We start from the raw sequence: 20,717 nt of genomic DNA on the forward strand, positions 1-20,717 counted from the left end.
ACAGAATAGAACGGGAGGTGAATGCGGCACCTGGCCCCCGTTTCAGGCATATCGAATGGACGACGGCGTACAGCCTTCCCTGATATGCCATTAACAATGATACGTGAAACGCTTCATGACCGCATAATGCAGGAATCAGACGGCTGAACTCCGTTGCACGACGCAACCGTTCAGCCCATGCTTCACAATGTTCATGCTGAAACATGTTCTGAAATCTGCAAAGTCACAGGCATCATCATGCTCCGGCCCGTTGCGACACCTAATGTGCGGGACTGCTGAACTATCCGAAATTGATATTAAGTCTTTCCGTCCTACAGTTTAGAAACGACCCGATTTGTGCCCGGGATTTGGGCAATTTAAACGAGGCAAAAATAATGAAACCGCTGACAAGTGGATCCGATGCACCGGATTTTACGCTGAAATCGCCCGATGGAGTGCTGGTTAATCTGAAAACAGCTCTGGCTGCCGGTCCGGCAGTCGTTGTTCTGCTTCCGGACATAACTCACCAGGACTCCATATCGGTGGTAGAAAACTTCAGGGATGACTTCAATGAGTTCAAGGCGCTGCGAGCCAGTGTCATAACAGTAATCAGGGCACCCGATGAGGATGTCGGCAGGCTGCACAGCGAACATGAGCTGCCCTTCCCCATATTCTCGGACAAGACGGGTGAGATTTTCAGGAAATTCAAATCACTCGATGGTCTTCTGGTGAAGAAACCTCGGAAATATGCCTGCGTAGTGAACACCGATGGAAGAATAACAAAGGCATTCAGAAGTGTTGACGCAAACAAGCTCAGCAGGCAGACACTGTATGCCTTGAGGGATCAGATGGGGAGATCGGCGCTGAAAAACAGGAAGCAGGTGTAATTTTTGGCCGTCTTTCTCAGAGAGAGCGATGTCGACCGGCTTGTAGGCATCAGGGAAGCAATTGATATTCTCAGGGACTCGTTCAGGATGGAATCCGAAGGCCGTGCCAGGATATTGCCCAGGAGCAGAATCAGATCCGTCGACGGCACCCTCAATGTCATGGCATCTACCATAGACGACCTCTCCGTTTCCGGACTCAAGGCTTACTTCGGCGGAAGGGGAGGAGTGAGTTTTGTTGTGATACTTTTTTCGACGAAGGAATGCAGGACACTTGCGGTGATAGAAGCAGGAAGACTCGGACAGATCAGGACCGGAGCAATGTCCGGGCTTGTAACAGACATCATGGCAGTCAGGGATGCCCACCTGCTCGGATGCATAGGGACAGGTTACCAGGCTGAAACGCAGGTGGAAGCTGTTGCTGCTGTGCGTGATATCAATAAGATAATAGTCTGGAGCAGGACAGCAGAAAACAGGAGGAAATTCGCTGACAGAATGCGGGAGAAACTGGGAATTGATACCATCCACGCAGAAAGCGTTTCTGAACTGAAACGGTGCGACGTGCTGATAACCGCTACCTCCTCCAGGACTCCGGTGATATCAGCATCGGACGTTCCGGATACGTGCCACATAAATGCGATCGGTGCAAACAGAATGGAATCGAAAGAGCTTGAAACGGAGACTGTTTGCTCGGCAGGCAGAATCGTTGTGGATTCCATAGAACAGGCTAAACAAGAAGCCAGGGATATTGTGGATGCCGTTTCCTCTTCCTGCCTGGACTGGCGGGACATTACAGAGGTGCATGAATTAGTATCCGGGCATGCAAAAAAGATCAAGGGGAGAGAAAACGGAATAACAATTTTCAAATCGCTTGGAATCGCGCTTGAGGATGTGGCCATAGGCAAATACGTCTACGACAGCGCGATTAAAACCGGCATCGGCACTGAACTGCAATGAGGTCACGCGGCGGTGACGCATGTATTTTGCCTGCAGCACTATCAGGAAACCTTTGCACCGCAGGATGCGCAGAAAGAGGCACCTTCCACCAGTTTCGAGCCACATCTGGAACAGTACTGCGACGGGGCTGAGCTGACTGCAGGATTGAGATTGGCATAAGCCCTCTGGTCATGAGGAAGCATCGGCGGAGTGAACGGAGTCCCGGCAGTAGCTGTGCCCTGGCTCAGCCTGTGAGCATCCGCCCTGAGCCAATCCCAGAATTTCTTTTCAAATTCATGGGCCATGTAATAACTTGCTCCACCCGCGACGGCCCCGCCGATAACACCGAAGATGATAAAACCCTCCACTGCCGGAACGGCAACATCCCTGCCCCACGCGCCTGTTCTCAGGGTCACATCGCACACAGTACTGTTTCCCGTGATCATGACGTCCACGTCACGTATTGCTCCTACCGCGACCGAGAGCGTTGAACCCTTGTGAGCCTTAATTTCATAGAAGCCTTCCCTCCCCTCGTCGAGAAGAATCTTGAGACCCTCGGAGGTAAGATGCTGCTTGACATCCTCATAAAGCTGCTTAGGATCAACGCCGTTAAGTGGCATGCGTTCTTCTTTCATATGCAGACCGCCTTTTTTACAACGGAATTGCAGCCATGGTTATAAACATTGAGCAATATGCCTGCCTGGAAATTTCATTGACTCGGCTAAGCGAAGTGCCAAATCTTTTTTATTGATTGCAGCATAGACGCAATAGACAGGATTCCGGAAAATAAAAAAGAGCGGTACAGGATAAATGAAAAGCATCCACATTCTTGAAACTGATCCTGAGAAGTATCTCCTGGCAGATTACAGTGATCGCGGTCTGCAAACCGGAAGGTCCGTCTACGTCTTTCCGGACACCATCGCGATTTCCGAAGCCAGGGATTTGCTCCTCCGGCATCATGACGCCATAGATTCCTCCCTCTTCATGACGCTGGAGGGACTCGCTTCCCACGTAGTCAGGGAGGTGACCGGTGAGCAGCCGCTGCTTCTGACCGATGATCTGAAGGCACTGCTCGCAAGGTATGTGTTCAGGGGGATGAAAACAGCCGGAACGAGACTCCCGGAGGAGTACTCGGATATCCTGGTGAGGGATTACGAAACACTTCGTCCGTTGCAGACCGACAGGAAGGAGTGGATAAGAACACTCCTCGAAGGATCGGAGGCCGAATTTGACAAAGGAAAATTTGATTTCAGGATTTCTGTTCTTGATGAATTCTCAGCCCTGATTGAAGAAAGACTGAAAGTGCTTGCCGAAAACGGAATATACGATAGAACCGGTCTGATAAGGAAGGCCACGGAACTTCTCAAATCGGCAGATTCCTGTCGCATCGGAAAGGTGAATTTTTTCTTTCTGCACTTTGCGGATCCTGCCGTTCTCTCCTTCATACTCGGCTTCGCAGTGACAGCTGAAGTGAGACTAGTAGCCGGCATGGATCAGGCAGAATCGTCGTCCCCCGCCCTTTCCAGATTCCGTTCCATTGAAGGTGTGGTAGTCCGTAAAGACGAGGACGGAGAAAATATCAAAGGCTGCCGGCAGCCTCCTGAGATTGAATTCTTCGGCGCACCGGACAGGAGAAGAGAAATAATTCAGATCGCAAGGACGATAAGGAGGAGGATTTCCGAAGGTGGATGCAGAGAGTCTGATTTCAAGATACTGGCCAGGAACATAGACGATTACGACAGCGCGGCCAGGGACATACTGAATGAGTACGGTCTTGCGGTGGAAAGGGGGAGGAGAAGACTGCTGGAGGACGATCCGGTCTTTGCCGGAGTGGAAAATTTTTTCAGATGCCTGGAGGAGGACGCAACAAAGGAAGATTTTCTCCGCATAATACCAGAGGCCGACTACAGGATACTGCTGTCGGACAGCAGGCTCTCCAAGTCGCTGGAGAGATTGCCTTCCATGTTAAGATCCTGGCGAAGAGAAACATTCAGACGGAACGGATATGATATTGATGGCTGCTGGTCCCGCACATCTGAACTTGCAACAGTACTCTCAGACCTGAAACTGAAGTCGAGCACTCCCCACTCTGTTGGCGAATGGGTTGAAGTAGTGGAAGAGACGGCAAACAGAATTACTGCAGCGAATGGTTCAGCGGAGTCCTCCAGGTTTATTCCGGAACTCATGTCCGCTGCAGTTTCCTGGTCTGCAGTCTGCAATTTGACTGGACTGGAAAAACTCACCCTCGGTGATTTCCTGACGCTTTTCCGCAGCCTGGGGAAGAGTGACACCGGTGAAGGTCGCAGCGAAAGGAGCGGTATTTTACTCACAGACGTCGGAATCACATATTTCAGAAGGGCGGCAGGCACCTTCATAGTAGGAGCAAATTTCGAAATATTTCCGAGGGGTGCGGAACAGAATTCATTCCTGCCAGTGAAAATACTTGATTGTCTCGAACGAAGCGGCATAGAGACAAGAAGATGCACGAGAGTGGTTGATTCTGCAGAGAGATGGTATTACCTGAAGGCAAGGGGATTGACCGACAGACTTACGGTTTCATTCATCTCCAACCCGGAGGTTGCTGGTTACGGAATTCCATCGCCGTTCATAATCGAGGAGATCAAAAAGAGGGGGAACGATGGAGATCCAATTTCTATCGCATATGACAGCAACCTGCCGGCAGGAAAATATATTCAGGATCCCGGCGAGGAAATTCTCGCGCCTGCGGAGATCGGGCAGATGCTCGCGTACCGGTTTGGCTGCAGCCGTCGGTATGCGGAGGAGGATTTCTTCGCCGAAATGTGGAAACGCGCATGCAAAGTCCCATTCAGTGAATTCAGCCGGAGGCTTTCAAGATTCGACTCAAAATATCTCGAATGGAATTTTTCCGCCGCCAGTATAGCACCCCTTACATCAGACAGAATCCTTTCACCGACAGATCTGAACCAGTATGCGAAATGCCCTTTCAGATTCGTCCTGACAAGACTTATGAAACTTTCCGCTGCTTACGGCGATTTCGAACAAATCGGAATCGGGAGAGACGTTCATGCCATACTCAAGACTTTTTTAAAGTTGCCGGACAGGGAGAGCATCGGAGACATGGATGCCCGGATGCTTAAACGCGCGATTGAAGCGGCAGTTGACGCCTACTATTCACGCCAGTACACGGATGATTATCTCAGTGAGCCAGTGGCCATTACCGGAACTGACAGGGTTAAATCGGCACTCTTCCTGTTCCTCAGCAGGGAACGGGAGCTGCAGAAGCTGACATGCAGCACAATAGAACTTACGGAACACAGTTTCGGCACACCCGGCGGTATATTCAGGATTGGAGAATTTGAGTTCAGGGGTATCATCGACAGGGTAGATACCGTACCGCTGGAAGATCACGGTGCAATCCTGCTGGATTATAAATTCACCACGCCCGCGAGGCTGAAAAGCTATTTCAGAACAGATGCAGACCTGCCGCTTGATTTCGAGATACCCGTCTATTCCATTTACCTCAGGGATGAACTCGGATACAAAATCCGTGCTGCTTTATATTATTCGATTCTCAAATCGAACGGCCTGCCCGATCGTGCAGGCATAGTGGTTCAGGAGTCGGCCGGAAAAGTATTTCCGGATTTACCACGCAGAAAAACCGTTCAGCTGCGCGTTATGCCAGAAAGGGAACTTGATGCGGAAATTGAGAAGTTCAGGAGGAATATAATTTCGCTTGCGTCGGAAATCAGGTCAAACCGCTTTCCGGTCAGACCTGCAAAGGGGGAATGCGGCAACTGTAGTTTCATGACGATATGCAGAAACTGGAGGGGGCTTACTTCAGATGAATGAAAACAGGCTCACCGAACTGCAGAGAAAGGCTGTGCGTGCAATACGCGAAAACAGAAAGGTCGTTGTAAACGCATGTGCCGGAAGCGGCAAGACCACTACACTCATCGCAGCCTATATGATGAAACTTGAGGCCATCAGAACAATGCACCCCGATGAAAATCCGTACGGCAGGATGCTGGCGATAACTTTCACGAACGAAGCGGCAACAAAACTGAGGAAAGAGGTGTTTGAATCCTCCGGCTACGACATCAGGAGCTTAACCACCTCGAATATATCGACCATCCACTCCTTATGCAACTCCATCCTCCATGAGAATGCTGCCGAAGCCGGAATGACTTCCGATTATCAGATAGTCGAAGAGAATCATATCAGGAACATGATGGAGCGGGCTCTGAATACTGTAGTGTTCGGACACATATCCTCAGACACGGAACTGCGGGAATTTTTGACGGCATACGGATTGCGTGACGGAAGCAACAGCGGTGGTTACGGTTTCAGGGAGATGGTTTTTGAAGTCTACGGGTGGATGAGGGACCACGGTCTGGAACTGGGAGAGGGGCTTGCAGAGCTGGATAAAGGAAGGGATCTTTTCGAACAGCATCTCAGGACTAAATTCGGAGACAGCGACGGTCTGCATTCATACATCAGCATGCAGTGGAGGGCACGCGATGTCATCAGCAGATATGTATCCCTTTTCTGGCATAAAATCGAGCAGCTGAAGAGGCAGGAAGGGAGCATAGGATACAGCGACATTGTCTATTACACCTACAGACTGCTCAGGGATTCTGACGCGATAAGGGCAGAATACAGAAAGAGATTTTACTGCGTCCTGGTGGATGAATTTCAGGATACCGACTTCCTTCAGTACAGCATAATCAATATGATTTCTGAAAAGGAAAAACAGTTTTTTGTCGGTGATCCGCAGCAGTCCATCTATGAATGGCGAAGCGCGGATCCGTCCATACTCACAACGGAGGAGAACACTGCCTATGCCGAAGATCATGAGACTGAGATCGTCAGCCTGAATGAAAACTTCAGGAGCGGTACGAACATCATACGCTTTATCAATGCATTCTTTTCGAGTTTCCCTGTTTCAGGCGGCAGCAGGTACGCCGAAATGATTCCGTCAAGGAAAGACAGCAGGGGGAAAAATTCAGGTGGGGACGGCCTGGTGACCGTTCTTGTCCCGCGTGGAGATGGAATGGACAATATCAGAAGGGAAGAGGCGGCAATGATTGCAGAGGAGATTGCGGGACTCGCATCATCCGCCGTCCGCCCATCACTGCCCGGAAATGCGCCGGCCGACGAAGTGGGAAGGGTGAGTTACTCGGACATATCAATTCTCTTCAGGAGCAGGAAAAGCATGGATCTGTACGAAGAGGCTCTGAGAGAGCGCAACATACCGTACATACATTTCCACAGCAGGCAGTTTTTTGAAAAGCCCGAAATCAGGATAATGATGGATCTGGTAAGATTTGTTCAGCGCCCCCGGGATCCGGCGAACCTGATAGCTGTCCTGCGCTCCCCTGTTTTCGATGTTGACGACGATGTACTGCTCCGGCTCAGCATGAACGGCTTCGAACCCGGGAGCGTGTTCGGAGAGGAAGAGCTGCAGAAATCACCGGGGCTGATGTATTTCCGGGAATTTCATGCCATTCTGAACAGCAGGGAAAATGCCGGAATTTCGGAACTGATGCATTTTGCGGTCGACAATTGCGGATACGGCCTGCTGGTGCTTTCCTCGGCCGGCGGCGTCCAGGCATATGCCAACGTGCTGAAATTCATGGACATGGTCCTGGAAGCAGAGAGGGAAATTCCCGACAGAAAGGGTGTAATCGACTTTCTCCTCTCGTTGGAGGAGGCAGGCGGCAGCGAAGAAGCACCACTGAACGACGACAGAAGCGACGCAGTCAGACTGATGACGGTCCATGCGTCCAAAGGGCTGGAATTCCCGGTGGTATTCATAGCGGATTCGATCCGCTCAAACAGCTCGAGATTCGGAGACATGCTGATACACAAAATGTACGGCCTGGTATTCAGAGTCCGTGACGACGGTTTCAACCCCCTCCATGAACTGTCCGTAGACATAATGAGCGACGTGAATGCGGCGGAGACTGAAAGGGTTGACAGCGAAGAGAGGAGAATACTGTATGTGGCGATGACAAGGGCCAGGGACAGACTCTATATTTCCATTCCGGAGGGCACAGCAAGAAACGGAAGCTGGGCCACACTCGTCCTGGGATTCCTGAAGTCGCGGAATTTCACAATTCCCGCTGGTCATGATGCTGAGGTGAGACAGGGAGATATCACACTGCGCGTGGTCAGGAGCCCGGAAAGGAGAGAGAGTATCCGGGAAACCAGAGGGTATAATCTCGCCGGCATGCCGATTCTGAATGAAAGTTCGCTGACGCTGGATATCGAACGCCTCAGGGAACAGGAATGGCTGCGCCTGACGCCGTCCGAAGTTGCAAACTTCCTCACCTGCCCCTACCGCATAGCACTTTCAGCCGGAAAGTCAGGAGGGAGCAGAGACAGCAAAGACAGTATGAAGGCGAAGGAGAGAGGGAGTATGATACACCTCTTTCTCGAACATTACGACTACATTAAAGGTACAATGCCGGAATATCTGAAGAAGGTATCCGGCGATCTTTACGGAGAGGCGCTCAGAGTGTCTATGAAATTCATCGATTCCCGGCTCGGAGCACTTGCCGGAAAGGCCGCAGCTGAAGGCAGATTGAGGAGAGAAGTGCAGTTCAGCTCCAGGTACGGCCGTTTCATACTGAACGGAAAGATAGACATGCTGGCGGAAACGGATGGACGGAGACTGATAATAGACTACAAGAGCGGAAATCTCGAAGGCGGCGAGGCGGAAAACAGATATCAGCTGATGATTTACGCATCCGCGGCTGCAAAGATTTACGGTCCCTGCGACATTGAACTGTTCAACTTTTATCTTGACAGGGAGAAGGAGGTTGAAAACTATACCGTTACCGGAGAAGATATCAGAACGTTCGACGCATTCCTTGCGGAAGCGCTTAATTCATATGCGTCGCGTAATTTCGTTCCCAGACCGTCCGCTGCAAACTGCCTGCACTGCCGGGTTGCAGAATCCTGCACCTTCCGTTATGGCAGCACAGCCTGACCTGGCAGGTCCCGGGTTCCTGTCTGGTCCAGCCTTGTTCTACCTGCTGATTGAAATAATATCATCCCATAGCTACCTGCTGATTGAAATAATATCATCCCATAGACCCGAGGGAATATCATGCCGGCAATAGTTTCAGCGGGTTTTTCCAGATTTGGAAAGAGGGAAGACAGCATACTGAGCATCATTTCAGAGTCGGCGCTTCCGATTGTGAGGAAATACAGGGATGAGATAGATTTTGTCATATTGTCGAACTCCTATTCGGGAGAATTCAACGGCGTGTCGGGGCTTAACAATCTGGCAACAACCTACCTTTCGATTGACGACACGCCATCAATGCGCGTAGACAATACTAGCGGCAGCGGAGGCGGCGCAATTCTTGCAGCATCATCGCTCATCAAATCGGGTGATGCAAAGAGGATTCTTGTCATCGGTGCGGAAAAGATGTCTGAAAAACCAACGAGGGAGGTCACATCGATCATATCGTCACTTCTTGGCGAGAGGGAAAAGTCCTCGGGCATTTCGCTTCCCTCTCTTGCGGGGCTGATGACCAAGAGATATATGGAAAAATACGGTGCGAGCAGGGAATCGGTCGCAAAGGTCGCGGTCAAAAACCATGAAAACGGGGCAAGAAATCCATATGCGCATATACAGAAGAGGGTGACGCTCGAGGAGGTCCTGTCGTCGAGGACGATTGTGGACCCCCTGAAACTCTATGAAATCAGCCCCATAAGCGACGGTTCGTCCTCGCTGCTCATGGTGGACGACGCCGAGGCGGACAGCTATACCGACAGGCCGGTGTTCATCAGGGGCATGGGCATCGCCTCCGATTCCTCGTACATAACAGAGAGAGAGGAACTGACCGAATTGAAGGCAGTGGAGAGGGCCGGGGAAATTGCGATGAGGGCCGCCGGAACGAGGGAATTCGACTTTGCAGAACTGCACGACATGGCGACAATACTGGAGATTGTTCAGTCGGAGGCTCTGGGCTTCTTCGAAAAAGGTAAAGGATGGAAGGCGGTTACCGAAGGATTGACCGGGATTGACGGAGATTTCCCGATAAACACAAGCGGCGGCCTCAATGCGAAAGGGCATCCGATAGGCGCGAGCGGCATAGCACAGGTAGGTGAGGCTTTTCTCCAGCTGAGGGGGGAGGCAGGCAAAAGGCAGGTTGACGGTGCAATGTGCGGCCTTACACTAAGCATGGCGGGCTTCGGCAATTCGGCCACGGTGACGGTTCTGGGGGTGTAGACATGAAAGTAAATGTATGCACAGGATGCGGCTATGAGTCGTTTGAGAAGAGGGCCGTCTGCCCGAAATGCCTTGGCGAAAAATTCGGCGAGCTGAACCGCAGCGACGAGGACGTTATTCCGCTGGTGGAAGCGGTCCTGTTTGTAACGCCCGCCGGCTTCGAGGAGAGCTATACGATCGAAATAGCAAAGGTCGGCGGCACCTTAGCATTGCTCCGGCACGACTAATTCCGATCTTCAGGCTGCTCACGCAGAAGGGGGATGACCATGCATCATGGGCGCATCAGCTTCTGCGGGCGGCAATGTAAAGGAGGACGGCTTCCCGCCCCGCGATCATTGCGGAGCGGATATCATACTGGTTCCTCTCGCTGATCGATAAATCGGGCCGGCCTTGCAGGCTTTCGGCAAACGCCACTCCAAGCGACCGGGCCTTCCTTCTGTAGGCAGCATTTCTTACCCTGTCCAGACTGTTGAGGCTTCTTTCGGTAACAGTGACTTGAGCGCTTCCGGCGGTTGCCAGAATTTCGTCCTGATGTTTGTATATGCTGGAATCAATCATCAGGCTACGCTTCCTGGGCAGGTTTTCATATGTCCTGTTCGGGAGACAGTACAGCCCCTCTCCGTTGAATTTCTCGTTCAGGCGGACATCCACCTTCGCTTCCGCAAGTGCCCTTTCATAATAGCGGACGAGGGCCGAGAAAGCCTCTTTCTTTTCTCTGTCGGTTATGTCGAGAAGCTGCCCGCCCAGTCTGTCCCGCATCTCATACAGCGTAACCTTTATTCCCGCGCGTGATGCAAACAGAGCGGCCTCCATTCCTTTTATGCCCCCGCCGGCAATGCTCATTGCCCTCACGCCTTCAGCGCAGGGCAGTGCGGCATAGAGCTCAAAACCTGTGTCGGGATTCACCGTGCATCTCACTTCGCCAAATGTGATGTCCCTGCAGGCCTGGTTGCACCTAATGCACGGCCTGTTGTTCCTCCCCTGGATCATGTTGATAGCGAAGAAGGGATCTGCGAGCAGCGCCCTGCCAACTGCCACAAAGTCCGATTTCGCAAGGACCCTGAGCGCGTCGTCGCCGTCCAGCACTGATCCAGCAACAATGGAGGTTACCGCCGGTTTACGCGGTAGCCTGTCTGAAATATGCGTTCTCTTCTCATAGAAGGAAGCGGACGAACCCGGAGGGGAAAACCTTCCGGCAGAGAAGTGAACGTAATCTGCGGAGTGCAGTGCTTCAGCTATCTTCAGCCCATAATCAGGTCCGTATCCGTCCGTTTCATCCTCATAGAGGCTCAGCCTTATCCCGAGGTTGATGTCCACCTCGCTTCTGATTGCATCGATGACGGACTGCGCGAATTTCAGCCGCCCTTCAAAATTTCTGCCGTAGCTGTCGTTCCGGTGGTTGAGAGACGGTGACAGGAAGGAATGTATGAGATATCCATGGGCTCCATGCAACTCTATTCCGTCGAAGTTGGAGCTCTTTGCAACAGACGCGGCCCTGACAAAATCGCCGATTACCTCGTCTATTTCCCCCTGATCCATTGAACCCGGGACAAGGCCCATATAATCGACACTGGAAGGCGCCCTGGGTGGCTCGGGATTTGTTTCCAGCTGTGCTTTGCCGCCGGCGTGAACAAGCTGAGCGAAAATGTATGCTTCATGTGAATGCACCCTCTCTGTCAGCCTTCTCAGCTTGGGAATAAAATCCGAATTGTGAAAACCGAGTTCGTTTCTCGATCCCCTTGCGTTCCTGCCGTTTATGTATGAATATTCGGTTATTATGAGAGATACGCCGCCCTTTGCTCTTGCCTCAAGGTACGCGATATGATTTTCGTTTGTCGAGCCGTCGGGATTGGCCAGATTGGAAATCATCGGTGCCATTACAATCCTGTTCCTGAGTTCCAGGCTGCCGATTGTTCCCTTTTCTGAAAGCCTGTTTTTAGTCATTGAGCGGGTCAATCTTGACGAAATATCTGAACTTTGTCAAAAGCAGTCTCGATGATGCAGGCGCAGCGCAGAGGAAGGCTGCGAAAATATTGCCTGACATACGGAGTTTCCGTTCAAAATCAGGGCAGGAATATTACGCCTTTGGCCTGCAGCCTCTGTATTTCTGCCTGGCTGTATCCCATCTGTGAAAGAATGATGCCGCTCTGCTCCCCAAGAAGGGGCGGCGCGCTCCTGACCGTACCGGGCGTCCGGCTCATATTGAACGGCGAGCCTACCGTCTTTATTCTCCCGTAGGAGGAATGGGTTATTTCGGCAATCATTCCCCTTTCGGCGACCTGCTCATTTTCCAGCGCCTCGCTGACCGAATTAATCCTTGCAGCCGGAACGCCTGCGGATTCGAGTCTGGAAAGCAGCTCGGCAGTGGTTCTGGATGAAAAGACGGCCTCTATTCTCTTCAGCATGTACTGGCGGTTTCTTACGCGCTCGGAGTTGGATTTCAGCAGTGCATCTTCAGCCAGTTCAGGCGATCCTATCGCGCTGCAGAATGAGGCCCACAGCTTCTCGCTTCCCACGGCGATTGCTAGATAGCCGTCTGAAGTACTGAAAACCTGATAGGGCGCAATGCTTGAATGTGCCGACCCGAGTCTTTCCGGATTCCTGCCGGTGGCGAAATAGGCAGCTGCCTGATGGGTCAGCGTAAGAAGGTTGCAGTCCAGCATAGACATGTCGATGTACTGCCCTTCCCCCGTGCGCCCTCTGTGGAAGAGGGCGGATAGAATGGCTGTGGAAGCAAAGAGGCCTGATGTTATATCGGTTATGGGAACGCCGAACTTGACCGGCGCCCCCTCAGGTTCGCCTGTCAGGCTCATGAGTCCGCTGGAGGCAAGGATTGTGAGATCAAATCCGGGCCTGGAGCTGTAAGGCCCGGTCCTGCCGTATCCAGAGATGCTGCAATACACAATGTCATCGTTTATTGCCTTCGCGGATTCATAGTCTATAGACAGCCGCTCGGCCACGCCGGGCCTGAAATTCTCCACTATAACGTCCGAATCGCTGATGAGCCTTCCGACAATGTCCCGCGCCTCCGCTTTTCTGAGATCAATGGCAATGCTCCTCTTGTTTCTGTTCACGCTGATAAAGTAGGAAGAAACACCTTTGACTTCAGGCGGACGCCATGCCCTGGTTTCGTCGCCTTTTTCCGATTCGACCTTGATCACGTCAGCACCAAGATCCCCGAGGATCATGGTGCAGAATGGCCCCGACATGGCCCTGCTGAAATCCAGGACTGTGATGCCGCTGAGCGGGCCTTCAGTTTTTTGGCCTGAGCCCGAATTGCTCTTCATCGTCAGTTCGATACCGTCCTTGGTTCATAATCCTTTTTCAGCTGTAATTGGGAAAGACCAGGAATTAAGCGCGAAACGGCAGGATGGAGAATAAACTTCTCCGTCATTCGATTACAAAGGTTAATTCATCGCAATTGCATATAATGATGCGCCGATTGGAGATGAACAAACTTTCCGCCTCAAGACTTTCAGCAGTCAGCAACGGCGCACTTTCGGCAGCCAAGATTATAATCGGCCTTATCACCGGCTCCGTGGCGGTCCTCAGTGACGGAATACATTCGTTTACTGATGTAACGGCGTCTGTTTCCACAGCAGTCTCCGTGAAGAAGGCATCCATGCCTGCAGACACCATACATAAATTCGGACATGGAAAATTCGAAAATGTCTCCGGCGTTTTCGAATCGATCCTTCTGATTGCTACCAGCGTGATCATCGTCGCAGAGGCGTTCGACAGGGTGGTTGCGGGTGAGCACATAGTTTTCCTCGGCATAGCAATCATCACCATGATAATTTCAGCTGCCGTGGACTTTGCCGTATCCATTCCTGTCCGCAGGGCTTCCAGGAGAGAGGAGTCGATTGCCTTGAAAGTTGACAACGCCCATCTTACGACAGACGGCCTGGCATCCGTCGGGGTCGTCCTTGCACTGATTGCTGTGTATCTGACAGGCAACGTGCTTTTCGACATAATCGTCGCATTCATAATAGCGGCAGTAATGTCTTATTCCGGCATTTCCCTGCTGCTGGAATCGGGTGGTCCTCTGGTCGACGTGAAGATATCTGATGCGGACGAACAGACCGTCATCGGCATACTCTCCGAACACAAAGAAATCTGCAGATTCCATTCACTGAGGACGAGAAAGTCAGGAAATATCAGGTTCATCGATTTGCATCTCACTTTCAAGCCGAATACCACCGTTTACGAGGCTCACAGTGTCGTAGATGCAATTGAAACCAGGCTGAGAGAGCGGATACCAAACTGCAGCGCCCTGATACACATTGAGCCTGAAGGGGTTGAATGTGCTGACAGCATAGGCGATGACACGCTGAATCGCCGTAAAGGTCCCAACAGCTGATCAACGATTCATGGCGTATGACAGGTATGAATTCAGCCTGATTCCTGTCAGGATGCACCACCATTCAGGCCGATAAATCGCAGAGAGGGCAGAAAGACTCATGGCTGACGCGAAGCATCGATCCGAAAGTTGGAATTTTCTCATCTATCTCCGTCGACATTATTGCCCGGCATCCCTGCCATTCCTCAGGTTTGAGGGCAAGAAAATGTCAATACCCTTTATATTCGACAATTGCGCTGCTGCTTCTATGGCAGTCATGAAATCAGGGACCAGCCAAAAATCGATCAGCCTTTCTACGGATACGATAAGATTGGATGGTTCAGGAGTATCCGGTGATGCTCGCAGCGATAAAGTGTCTGTACTTGGAAATGCCAGGACAAGGATATACAGCTACCCTTCCTGCACTGCAGGGAAACCAGCCTCAAAGAGGATTGTAGTCTTCCGCTCGGCGGAGGAAGCGGAGGGTGCAGGCTACAGGCTTTGCAGACATTGCGCCACCGCCGGACCCGGAAGACAGACAGCTCGGACGAAATTGATCGAGGATGTGTGCCACTACATTCGTTCCCATCACTCACAGAAAATAACACTGAAATCTCTCAGTTACACATTTTCAATAAGCCCCTTTACACTCCAGAAGTTATTCAAAAAGACGATGGGAGTGTCGCCCAGAAAATATCTCGAAGAGATCAGAATAGCTGACCTCAAGACAAGACTCAGCCGCGGGGATTCAGTGGAGTCGGCAGTCTTCGGCGTCGGTTACGGCTCAATGACCTGGCTTTACGGAAATTCAAGACTGAAGCTCGGGATGAAGCCTTCATCCTACAAAAATGGAGGCGAGGGGGTGGAAATCTATTATGGGATAAAGGCAACAGGAATAGGCCATATCATGGTGGCAGCCACAGCGAACGGAATTTGCTCCGTTTCTGCAGCAGACAGTGAAGCTGCTCTGATTGACGCGCTCAGGAAGGAATTTCCACGCGCATCCCTGCAGGCGTCGGATAAGATGGACGTTTATATCAGAGGCGTTGAGGATTGCCTTCTGGGAAGTGAGGTTGCCTTCCCCCTGGACATAAACGGAACGGATTTTGAAAAAAGCGTCTGGGCCGCAATAACAGAAATACCTTACGGAGCGACTGCGACCTACAGTGAAATTGCCGAAAGGATAAGGAAACCGCGTGCGGTCAGGGCGGTGGCCAATGCATGTGCGAAGAATCATGTTCCTCTCATCATACCGTGCCACAGGGTGATAAGAAAGGGAGGCGACCTGGGAGGATACGGTCTGGGTCTCGACAGGAAGAGGAGGCTGCTGGAACTGGAAAAATCCAATTCAGCCGGAGGGAAAAGGATACGGCCGGAAAGCCGCCCCCGAACGGTTGACGAGACATGCAAAACGCAACAGTGCTGATGCTCGAATCGCACACAGAATTGGTTTACCGGTGCCTGCGTATGCCGGCGCGGTTAAGCAGGGCGTGTATTTCCCTTCTCTGTTCAGGCGTAACGTCCGGAATGGGTTCCTTCGGTTTTCCGACGTTCATGCCGGCATAACTGACAGCCTCCTTGAGCCCCGCAGGAAATTCGCCCATCCCGATTGCGCTTATTGCAGGCATCAGCTTGATCTGCATCTCGCGTGCCCTGTCCTTTCTTCCTGAAACAAAATAATCATAGATGCCGGCCGCCATTTTCGGCGCGACGTTCGAAACGCCTATGATTGCTCCGCTCCCTCCGAAATCAAGACACGAATATGCCATTGCATCCGAACCGGTGAAAATGGCAATCTTTTTCCTTGTTTCGGATATGAACGTGATCAGATTGTAAAGATTATACTCGGTATACTTCATGCCGGCGATACAGCCCTCATCCGCCAGTCTGCTTACGACGCTTACTGGTATGAATATGTGTGTAAACGAAGGAATATTGTACACTACGATGGGGACAGGAAGTTTACTGTGGAGAAGGCAGAAATGCCTGTAAAGAGCATCTTCCGAGGTTGTATAGTAATAGGGAGGGGTGGCAATTATGCCGTCAACCCCAACGTCTATTGCCTGTTTTGCAAAGGCGATTATGTTTTCGGTACTCGGATCTGATACTCCTGCAAAGACAGGGACCCTGCCGTTTGCCGCGTCGACAACTGTATCCGTCACCAGGCGCCTCTCATCCGGAGACAGGAGCGCAAACTCACCGGCAGTTCCCAGGGGGAAAAGGCCGTCTATGCCTCCGGTTATGAGATGATTGACAAGTGCCCGGAGACTTTCGACATCAACCTCACCTTTTCTTGTAAGCGGCGTCGGCAACGGCGCCCAGATACCATGCAATTCCCTGTTCATAATATCAGGATCGGGCACTCGATGATATAGTGTTGCTTTAGCGCGCAACTCAGCGCCATTTTGAATAACGGACACGTCCCGCCGCGACATGATATCCGTCATCTCCTTTCATATTTCAGCGATAATCCTTCTGCGAGTATTCCCTGTTTATTCTGTTCGCAACAAGAAGGCTGCGTCTATGGCAGAAGAGATACGATGCAGTGAAAATGACTAACGACCGGCGGTTCAGCCGTCAGGATATACGCCCGCTATCCTGACCCGGGCCGGTGAGCAGAGCAGCGGTGCTGATACTGCGACGTTGTGCGAAACACGCATTCACTCCGTTGTGTTCCCCATTCCCCCTGTTCCAGGCGTTCGTGATCCTGCAGAAACGGTAGCTTTATCCTCATCTGGCAACTTGCATGACATTTGCTCTCTTTCTCAGAACCAGGGCGTGAAGGATCACATCGATAAGCTTTCCGTTTAAATATTCACCTAAGAAGTCACATGTAAGCAGTGTGATGAAATTTGAATCAATGGTAACATCTGGATTTCAAAAGTGCTTAATAGAGCACATCCGCTACACGTGCCGATCTTAATGAAATGGATAACAAGAGAAAAAGCCAAAGTGGACAGAATTGCGTGCCCCTGGCTGATATCAAGGTTCGTGGACAGGAATGCGGAATTTCTGTTTGTTCCAAAGGAAAAGGTACTCACGGTTGCAAAGGAGGAAAAGGCTGTTCCATTCGACACTCCGGGAGCAGAATTGTTTCATTTTGAAGAGAATGGAAAGGAGTATGTGAGTTTTGATTCCATAATAAGGAAGTACAGGCTCTCGGATGCTGCTCTTCTTGAACTGGCGAGGATAGTAAGGGGAGCGGACGCAAGTATTCCTGATGCGCCGGCTGAATCCGCGGGACTGGAGGCGGCGGCGCTCGGATTCAGGGAAATAGCCGGAAACGACCATGAAAATATGAAAATCCAGTTTCCGCTCTATGATGCGCTGTATGCATACTGCAAGGGAAAGATAGCAGGAAAATCGAAATTGGAACACGCGCACAGTTAAGACACTGCCTTGCGGCCCAGGACACGACGAAACGGAATTGCGGAAAACTTTAATTGTGTCGCCATTCTGAGAGGTCCGCTCTCTTTTCCGGACTTGCGTCAGGGAGGTTCACGTTTTGGCGTAAACAGCCGTTGCGCTTTTGTGAAAGCAGGGCTGACTGCCTCATCACCATCCATCATGCACAGTTTATCCATCATTTACAGTAATGTGAGCGTTTCGGACCTGCCGGTACGGTGACCCCTTGAGTGTATCAGATCTTGCAATGCAGTCATGGGGCAGCATAGGTCATCTCCCCCTCGGATTGTTTCCTGATCTCTCATCCATCAACAACCGTTCCTGACATCTTGTTACATATCCTGGATCTTGTCATTCTGTCTGTCAGGGAAAGAGAAGAGATATCTTTTTGATCCAATGATGTACAGCAGGTGACTTTGTTTGCGAACTGAAACTGACTGTTTCGAACCTATGTTATTAAAATCGCCATGCTGCCGCAAAGCAGGTTCCGGTAATAACTTTTTTATAGCTTTTGACCAATACGGGAATACAATACTAATGTTGATTAGTATATTAAATAAATGAGGGGATAATTTTGCGAATGAGAACAGTCGGTGTGATAGTTGTGATCGTAGTGGTCATAGCGGCCGCTGCCAGCGCGGGGTACATTCTTACCAAACCGAAAAGCAAGCTGACAATTGTCTTTTCAGGATGGGTATCCAGCGGAGCTGAATACACGTTCGACCAGCAGATGGTAAAAAACTTCAATGCGATGCATCCGAACGATTCGGTTGTGTTTAGTCCGATAACAGGAAACTATTATGGTGTGTTGTCAACGAAGTTTACGACCAATACGGCTCCAGCAGTCATGTACATGGAAAATGACGCACTGCCCGCTTATGCCAAGGCAGGCTATCTTTTGAACATGACGCCTTTCCTGAATGCAAATTCGAGCTACGATGTTCAGGGATTTGTTCCTCAGATCCTGAACACATTTACATACAAGGGAGGGATTTATGCCGCTCCCAAGGACTGGAGTCCATTGTTCATCTACTTCAACAAGTACATATTCAACCAGGAAAAAGTTCCTTACCCCGGCAACCTTACCGTATGGAACTGGACAACGATGACTTCCACACTTCAGCAGCTCAAAAACAACGAGACCATGCTGCCCGGAGGCGGGTCCGGCTACTATCCAATGGTTGTCGGAGCCCAGTTTGCCAGGATCCTCGCATTCATGCATGAGGCTGGCGGACAGTGGATTAGCCAGAGCGGAAGCGGTGCAGCACCTAACTCTGCAGGACTCCTGTCTGCGATAGAGTTCTGGTACGGCCTATACCAAAAGGGACTGGCAGGATTGAATACCAATATGAGTGCTGGCTGGAACGGTGGCGACTTTTCAACAGGCAAGGTCGGAATGGTTGTCAGCGGCGGATGGACATATCCGGTGGCAACAGGAAACGGTTCGTTCTTCCATAACAATCTCAACGCCCTTGGCTATTATCATATGCCATCAGATGTACAGAACGGAACAATGGGTTTTGACGTCGGCCTGGCGATAAACAGCCATTTGCCCGCAGCCAAACAGTGGCTTGCCCTTCAGTTCATAGAGTACTTCACCGGACCGGTTGGAGAGAAGCAGTGGGTTAGCCTGGGACTTGCCCTGCCGGCGAGAACGTCAATCCTGGAAAGTTCTGCATATTCGAGCATTCAGCCGGCACTGGCATATGCCGGATCTACCGAATTCCCGTATACATATGGATGGGCATACAACACCACGAACTTCACCGCGGCGCACACTGAGGCGCACAATGTCATTGCAGATATGTTTGCCGGCAAACTGACGCCCATGCAGGCTTACCAGCAGATACTCGCCGATACAAACTCTTCGCTGGCAGGTACATCGACATTGTAGTGCATCAACATTTTTAACCGTTCAAACCTTTTACCATTCTCTTGATATGAAGGTGTGTTGATTCTGGCAGCCGGCATCTCATTTAGATCGCTTTCGGGTTCTTCAAGCAAGAGAGTCGTAAGCATGACAGCTTACATTTTTATTGCGCCTCTGTTTGCCATGATGTTTGCATTTGTTTTCTTTCCTGTATTGTTTTCACTTTACATCAGCCTTTATCATTACGATCCGTTTTTTCATAAAATTTACTTCATAGGACTGACCAATTACTTCAATGTGCTGGAAAATCCGAGCTTCATCTTCTCAATATTCAATGTTCTTTACTACACCGTTGTTGTTGTCACCATTCAGACGTTTCTCGCGTTTTTCCTCGCACTTCTCTTCAACAACAAATTACCGGCTTCAAGAACGACGAGAGCGCTCGTCTTTCTCCCCGCAATATCATCACCGGTGGCTTTCTCGATAATATTCATCTGGGTATTTTCCCCGCAGGGGCTTGTTAATTCCTTCCTCCCCTATGTGAACATATTCAATCTTCCGCATAACGAAAACTGGCTGCTGAGCACAACATACGCATTTCCAGCGATCATGGCGATGAACATTTTCTCCACTGCTCCATATTTCATGGTAATATATATTGCAGGACTGCAGGCAATTCCGACGCAGATACTGGAAGCCGCTGCCCTGGACGGCGTCAAGAGCAGCTGGCACAAGTTCAGGTACATCTACTTCCCCATGCTCAGGTTTACTACCACATTTGTCATAATTCTTGGCCTTATCGGATCCATACAGCTATTCGATCAGGTGTTCGTGATAACCGACGGCGGTCCCGCGCACGCAACTTATGTGCCCCTGATGTTCATATACAACAGGGCATTCCTTTACGATGAACTGGGACAGTCCGCTGCCGCATCCTTCGTTCTCTTTGCAGTCATAATGCTCCTGACGCTCACACAGCGAAGATTCTTCAAGGAGATGACATGGGCATGACAGCTTCGAATCCGGTGACTGAGCGGTTGACACGCTTCAAGGATGTTATCGCTTCCAGATTCGGAAGAG

The 20,717-nt window shown here is 50.8% G+C and carries 15 protein-coding genes; 11 read left to right on the forward strand and 4 right to left on the reverse strand.

Annotated elements, in window-relative coordinates:
* The first annotated feature begins 347 nt into the window (after nt 1–347).
* Together KIS29_02225 and KIS29_02230 are read left to right on the forward strand one after the other, a co-directional pair.
* The gene (locus tag KIS29_02225; GenBank protein ID MBX8639140.1) at nt 348–866 is read left to right on the forward strand and encodes a redoxin domain-containing protein; all 519 of its coding nucleotides are present in this window, start codon (nt 348–350) and stop codon (nt 864–866) included.
* A gap of 3 nt (nt 867–869) precedes the next feature.
* Nucleotides 870–1,820: an ornithine cyclodeaminase family protein gene (locus KIS29_02230; GenBank protein MBX8639141.1), complete on the forward strand. Its 951-nt coding sequence runs from the start codon at nt 870–872 to the stop codon at nt 1,818–1,820.
* A gap of 41 nt (nt 1,821–1,861) precedes the next feature.
* On the opposite strand, the gene KIS29_02235 is transcribed toward KIS29_02230, so the two are convergent.
* Entirely contained in the window at nt 1,862–2,434 is a 573-nt protein-coding gene (locus KIS29_02235; GenBank protein ID MBX8639142.1) for a zinc-ribbon domain-containing protein, read from the reverse strand.
* 175 nt (nt 2,435–2,609) lie between these two features.
* Between KIS29_02235 and KIS29_02240 the strand changes: the two genes are divergently transcribed.
* The 4 genes from KIS29_02240 to KIS29_02255 all read left to right on the forward strand — a co-directional run bounded on the left by KIS29_02240 (nt 2,610) and on the right by KIS29_02255 (nt 10,250).
* Nucleotides 2,610–5,630 carry a PD-(D/E)XK nuclease family protein gene (locus KIS29_02240; GenBank protein ID MBX8639143.1) on the forward strand — a complete coding sequence of 1,007 codons (3,021 nt, stop codon included), beginning with the start codon at nt 2,610–2,612 and terminating at the stop codon, nt 5,628–5,630.
* Entirely contained in the window at nt 5,623–8,772 is a 3,150-nt protein-coding gene (locus KIS29_02245) for a UvrD-helicase domain-containing protein (GenBank protein ID MBX8639144.1), read from the forward strand. Before KIS29_02240 ends, KIS29_02245 begins: the two co-directional genes overlap by 8 nt.
* Before the next feature lie 120 nt (nt 8,773–8,892).
* Nucleotides 8,893–10,023 (forward strand): thiolase family protein, encoded by a 1,131-nt coding sequence (locus tag KIS29_02250; GenBank protein ID MBX8639145.1) that lies wholly within the window; start codon nt 8,893–8,895, stop codon nt 10,021–10,023.
* Between the two features lie 2 nt (nt 10,024–10,025).
* Nucleotides 10,026–10,250, forward strand: coding sequence for a hypothetical protein (locus KIS29_02255; GenBank protein ID MBX8639146.1), 225 nt, complete (start codon nt 10,026–10,028; stop codon nt 10,248–10,250).
* Nucleotides 10,251–10,305: 55 nt separating this feature from the next.
* On the opposite strand, the gene KIS29_02260 is transcribed toward KIS29_02255, so the two are convergent.
* Both KIS29_02260 and KIS29_02265 read right to left on the reverse strand, forming a co-directional pair.
* On the reverse strand, nt 10,306–11,967 hold the full coding sequence (locus KIS29_02260; protein ID MBX8639147.1) for an NAD(P)-binding protein: 1,662 nt from the start codon (nt 11,965–11,967) through the stop codon (nt 10,306–10,308).
* 119 nt (nt 11,968–12,086) lie between these two features.
* On the reverse strand, nt 12,087–13,310 hold the full coding sequence (locus KIS29_02265) for a CoA transferase (GenBank protein ID MBX8639148.1): 1,224 nt from the start codon (nt 13,308–13,310) through the stop codon (nt 12,087–12,089).
* Nucleotides 13,311–13,465: 155 nt separating this feature from the next.
* Between KIS29_02265 and KIS29_02270 the strand changes: the two genes are divergently transcribed.
* On the forward strand, nt 13,466–14,383 hold the full coding sequence (locus KIS29_02270) for a cation diffusion facilitator family transporter (GenBank protein ID MBX8639149.1): 918 nt from the start codon (nt 13,466–13,468) through the stop codon (nt 14,381–14,383).
* A 247-nt stretch (nt 14,384–14,630) separates the two neighbouring features.
* Nucleotides 14,631–15,788, forward strand: a complete 1,158-nt coding sequence (locus tag KIS29_02275; GenBank protein ID MBX8639150.1) for a methylated-DNA--[protein]-cysteine S-methyltransferase — start codon at nt 14,631–14,633, stop codon at nt 15,786–15,788.
* 25 nt (nt 15,789–15,813) lie between these two features.
* Here KIS29_02275 and KIS29_02280 read toward each other — a convergent pair whose 3' ends face one another.
* A complete protein-coding gene (locus KIS29_02280) occupies nt 15,814–16,707 on the reverse strand; it encodes a dihydrodipicolinate synthase family protein (GenBank protein MBX8639151.1) in 894 nt (297 codons plus the stop codon).
* 577 nt (nt 16,708–17,284) lie between these two features.
* On the opposite strand from KIS29_02280, the gene KIS29_02285 reads away from it, so the two are divergent.
* The 3 genes from KIS29_02285 to KIS29_02295 all read left to right on the forward strand — a co-directional run bounded on the left by KIS29_02285 (nt 17,285) and on the right by KIS29_02295 (nt 20,648).
* Nucleotides 17,285–17,752 (forward strand): chromate resistance protein, encoded by a 468-nt coding sequence (locus tag KIS29_02285; protein MBX8639152.1) that lies wholly within the window; start codon nt 17,285–17,287, stop codon nt 17,750–17,752.
* A gap of 595 nt (nt 17,753–18,347) precedes the next feature.
* Nucleotides 18,348–19,661 (forward strand): extracellular solute-binding protein, encoded by a 1,314-nt coding sequence (locus KIS29_02290; GenBank protein MBX8639153.1) that lies wholly within the window; start codon nt 18,348–18,350, stop codon nt 19,659–19,661.
* Nucleotides 19,662–19,784: 123 nt separating this feature from the next.
* Nucleotides 19,785–20,648: a sugar ABC transporter permease gene (locus KIS29_02295; protein ID MBX8639154.1), complete on the forward strand. Its 864-nt coding sequence runs from the start codon at nt 19,785–19,787 to the stop codon at nt 20,646–20,648.
* Nucleotides 20,649–20,717: the final 69 nt, after the last annotated feature.

Origin of the sequence: Candidatus Sysuiplasma jiujiangense, assembly GCA_019721075.1 — an archaeon.
Taxonomy (GTDB): domain Archaea; phylum Thermoplasmatota; class Thermoplasmata; order Sysuiplasmatales; family Sysuiplasmataceae; genus Sysuiplasma; species Sysuiplasma jiujiangense.

Coding starts and splice junctions, on each gene's coding strand:
- KIS29_02235 (MBX8639142.1), bottom strand. CDS start 2,434: ATGAAAGAAGAACGCATGCCACTTAACGGCGTTGATCCTAAGCAGCTT.
- KIS29_02240 (MBX8639143.1), top strand. CDS start 2,610: ATGAAAAGCATCCACATTCTTGAAACTGATCCTGAGAAGTATCTCCTG.
- KIS29_02245 (MBX8639144.1), top strand. CDS start 5,623: ATGAATGAAAACAGGCTCACCGAACTGCAGAGAAAGGCTGTGCGTGCA.
- KIS29_02250 (MBX8639145.1), top strand. CDS start 8,893: ATGCCGGCAATAGTTTCAGCGGGTTTTTCCAGATTTGGAAAGAGGGAA.
- KIS29_02255 (MBX8639146.1), top strand. CDS start 10,026: ATGAAAGTAAATGTATGCACAGGATGCGGCTATGAGTCGTTTGAGAAG.
- KIS29_02260 (MBX8639147.1), bottom strand. CDS start 11,967: ATGACTAAAAACAGGCTTTCAGAAAAGGGAACAATCGGCAGCCTGGAA.
- KIS29_02265 (MBX8639148.1), bottom strand. CDS start 13,310: ATGAAGAGCAATTCGGGCTCAGGCCAAAAAACTGAAGGCCCGCTCAGC.
- KIS29_02275 (MBX8639150.1), top strand. CDS start 14,631: ATGGCAGTCATGAAATCAGGGACCAGCCAAAAATCGATCAGCCTTTCT.
- KIS29_02280 (MBX8639151.1), bottom strand. CDS start 16,707: ATGAACAGGGAATTGCATGGTATCTGGGCGCCGTTGCCGACGCCGCTT.
- KIS29_02285 (MBX8639152.1), top strand. CDS start 17,285: ATGAAATGGATAACAAGAGAAAAAGCCAAAGTGGACAGAATTGCGTGC.
- KIS29_02290 (MBX8639153.1), top strand. CDS start 18,348: ATGAGAACAGTCGGTGTGATAGTTGTGATCGTAGTGGTCATAGCGGCC.
- KIS29_02295 (MBX8639154.1), top strand. CDS start 19,785: ATGACAGCTTACATTTTTATTGCGCCTCTGTTTGCCATGATGTTTGCA.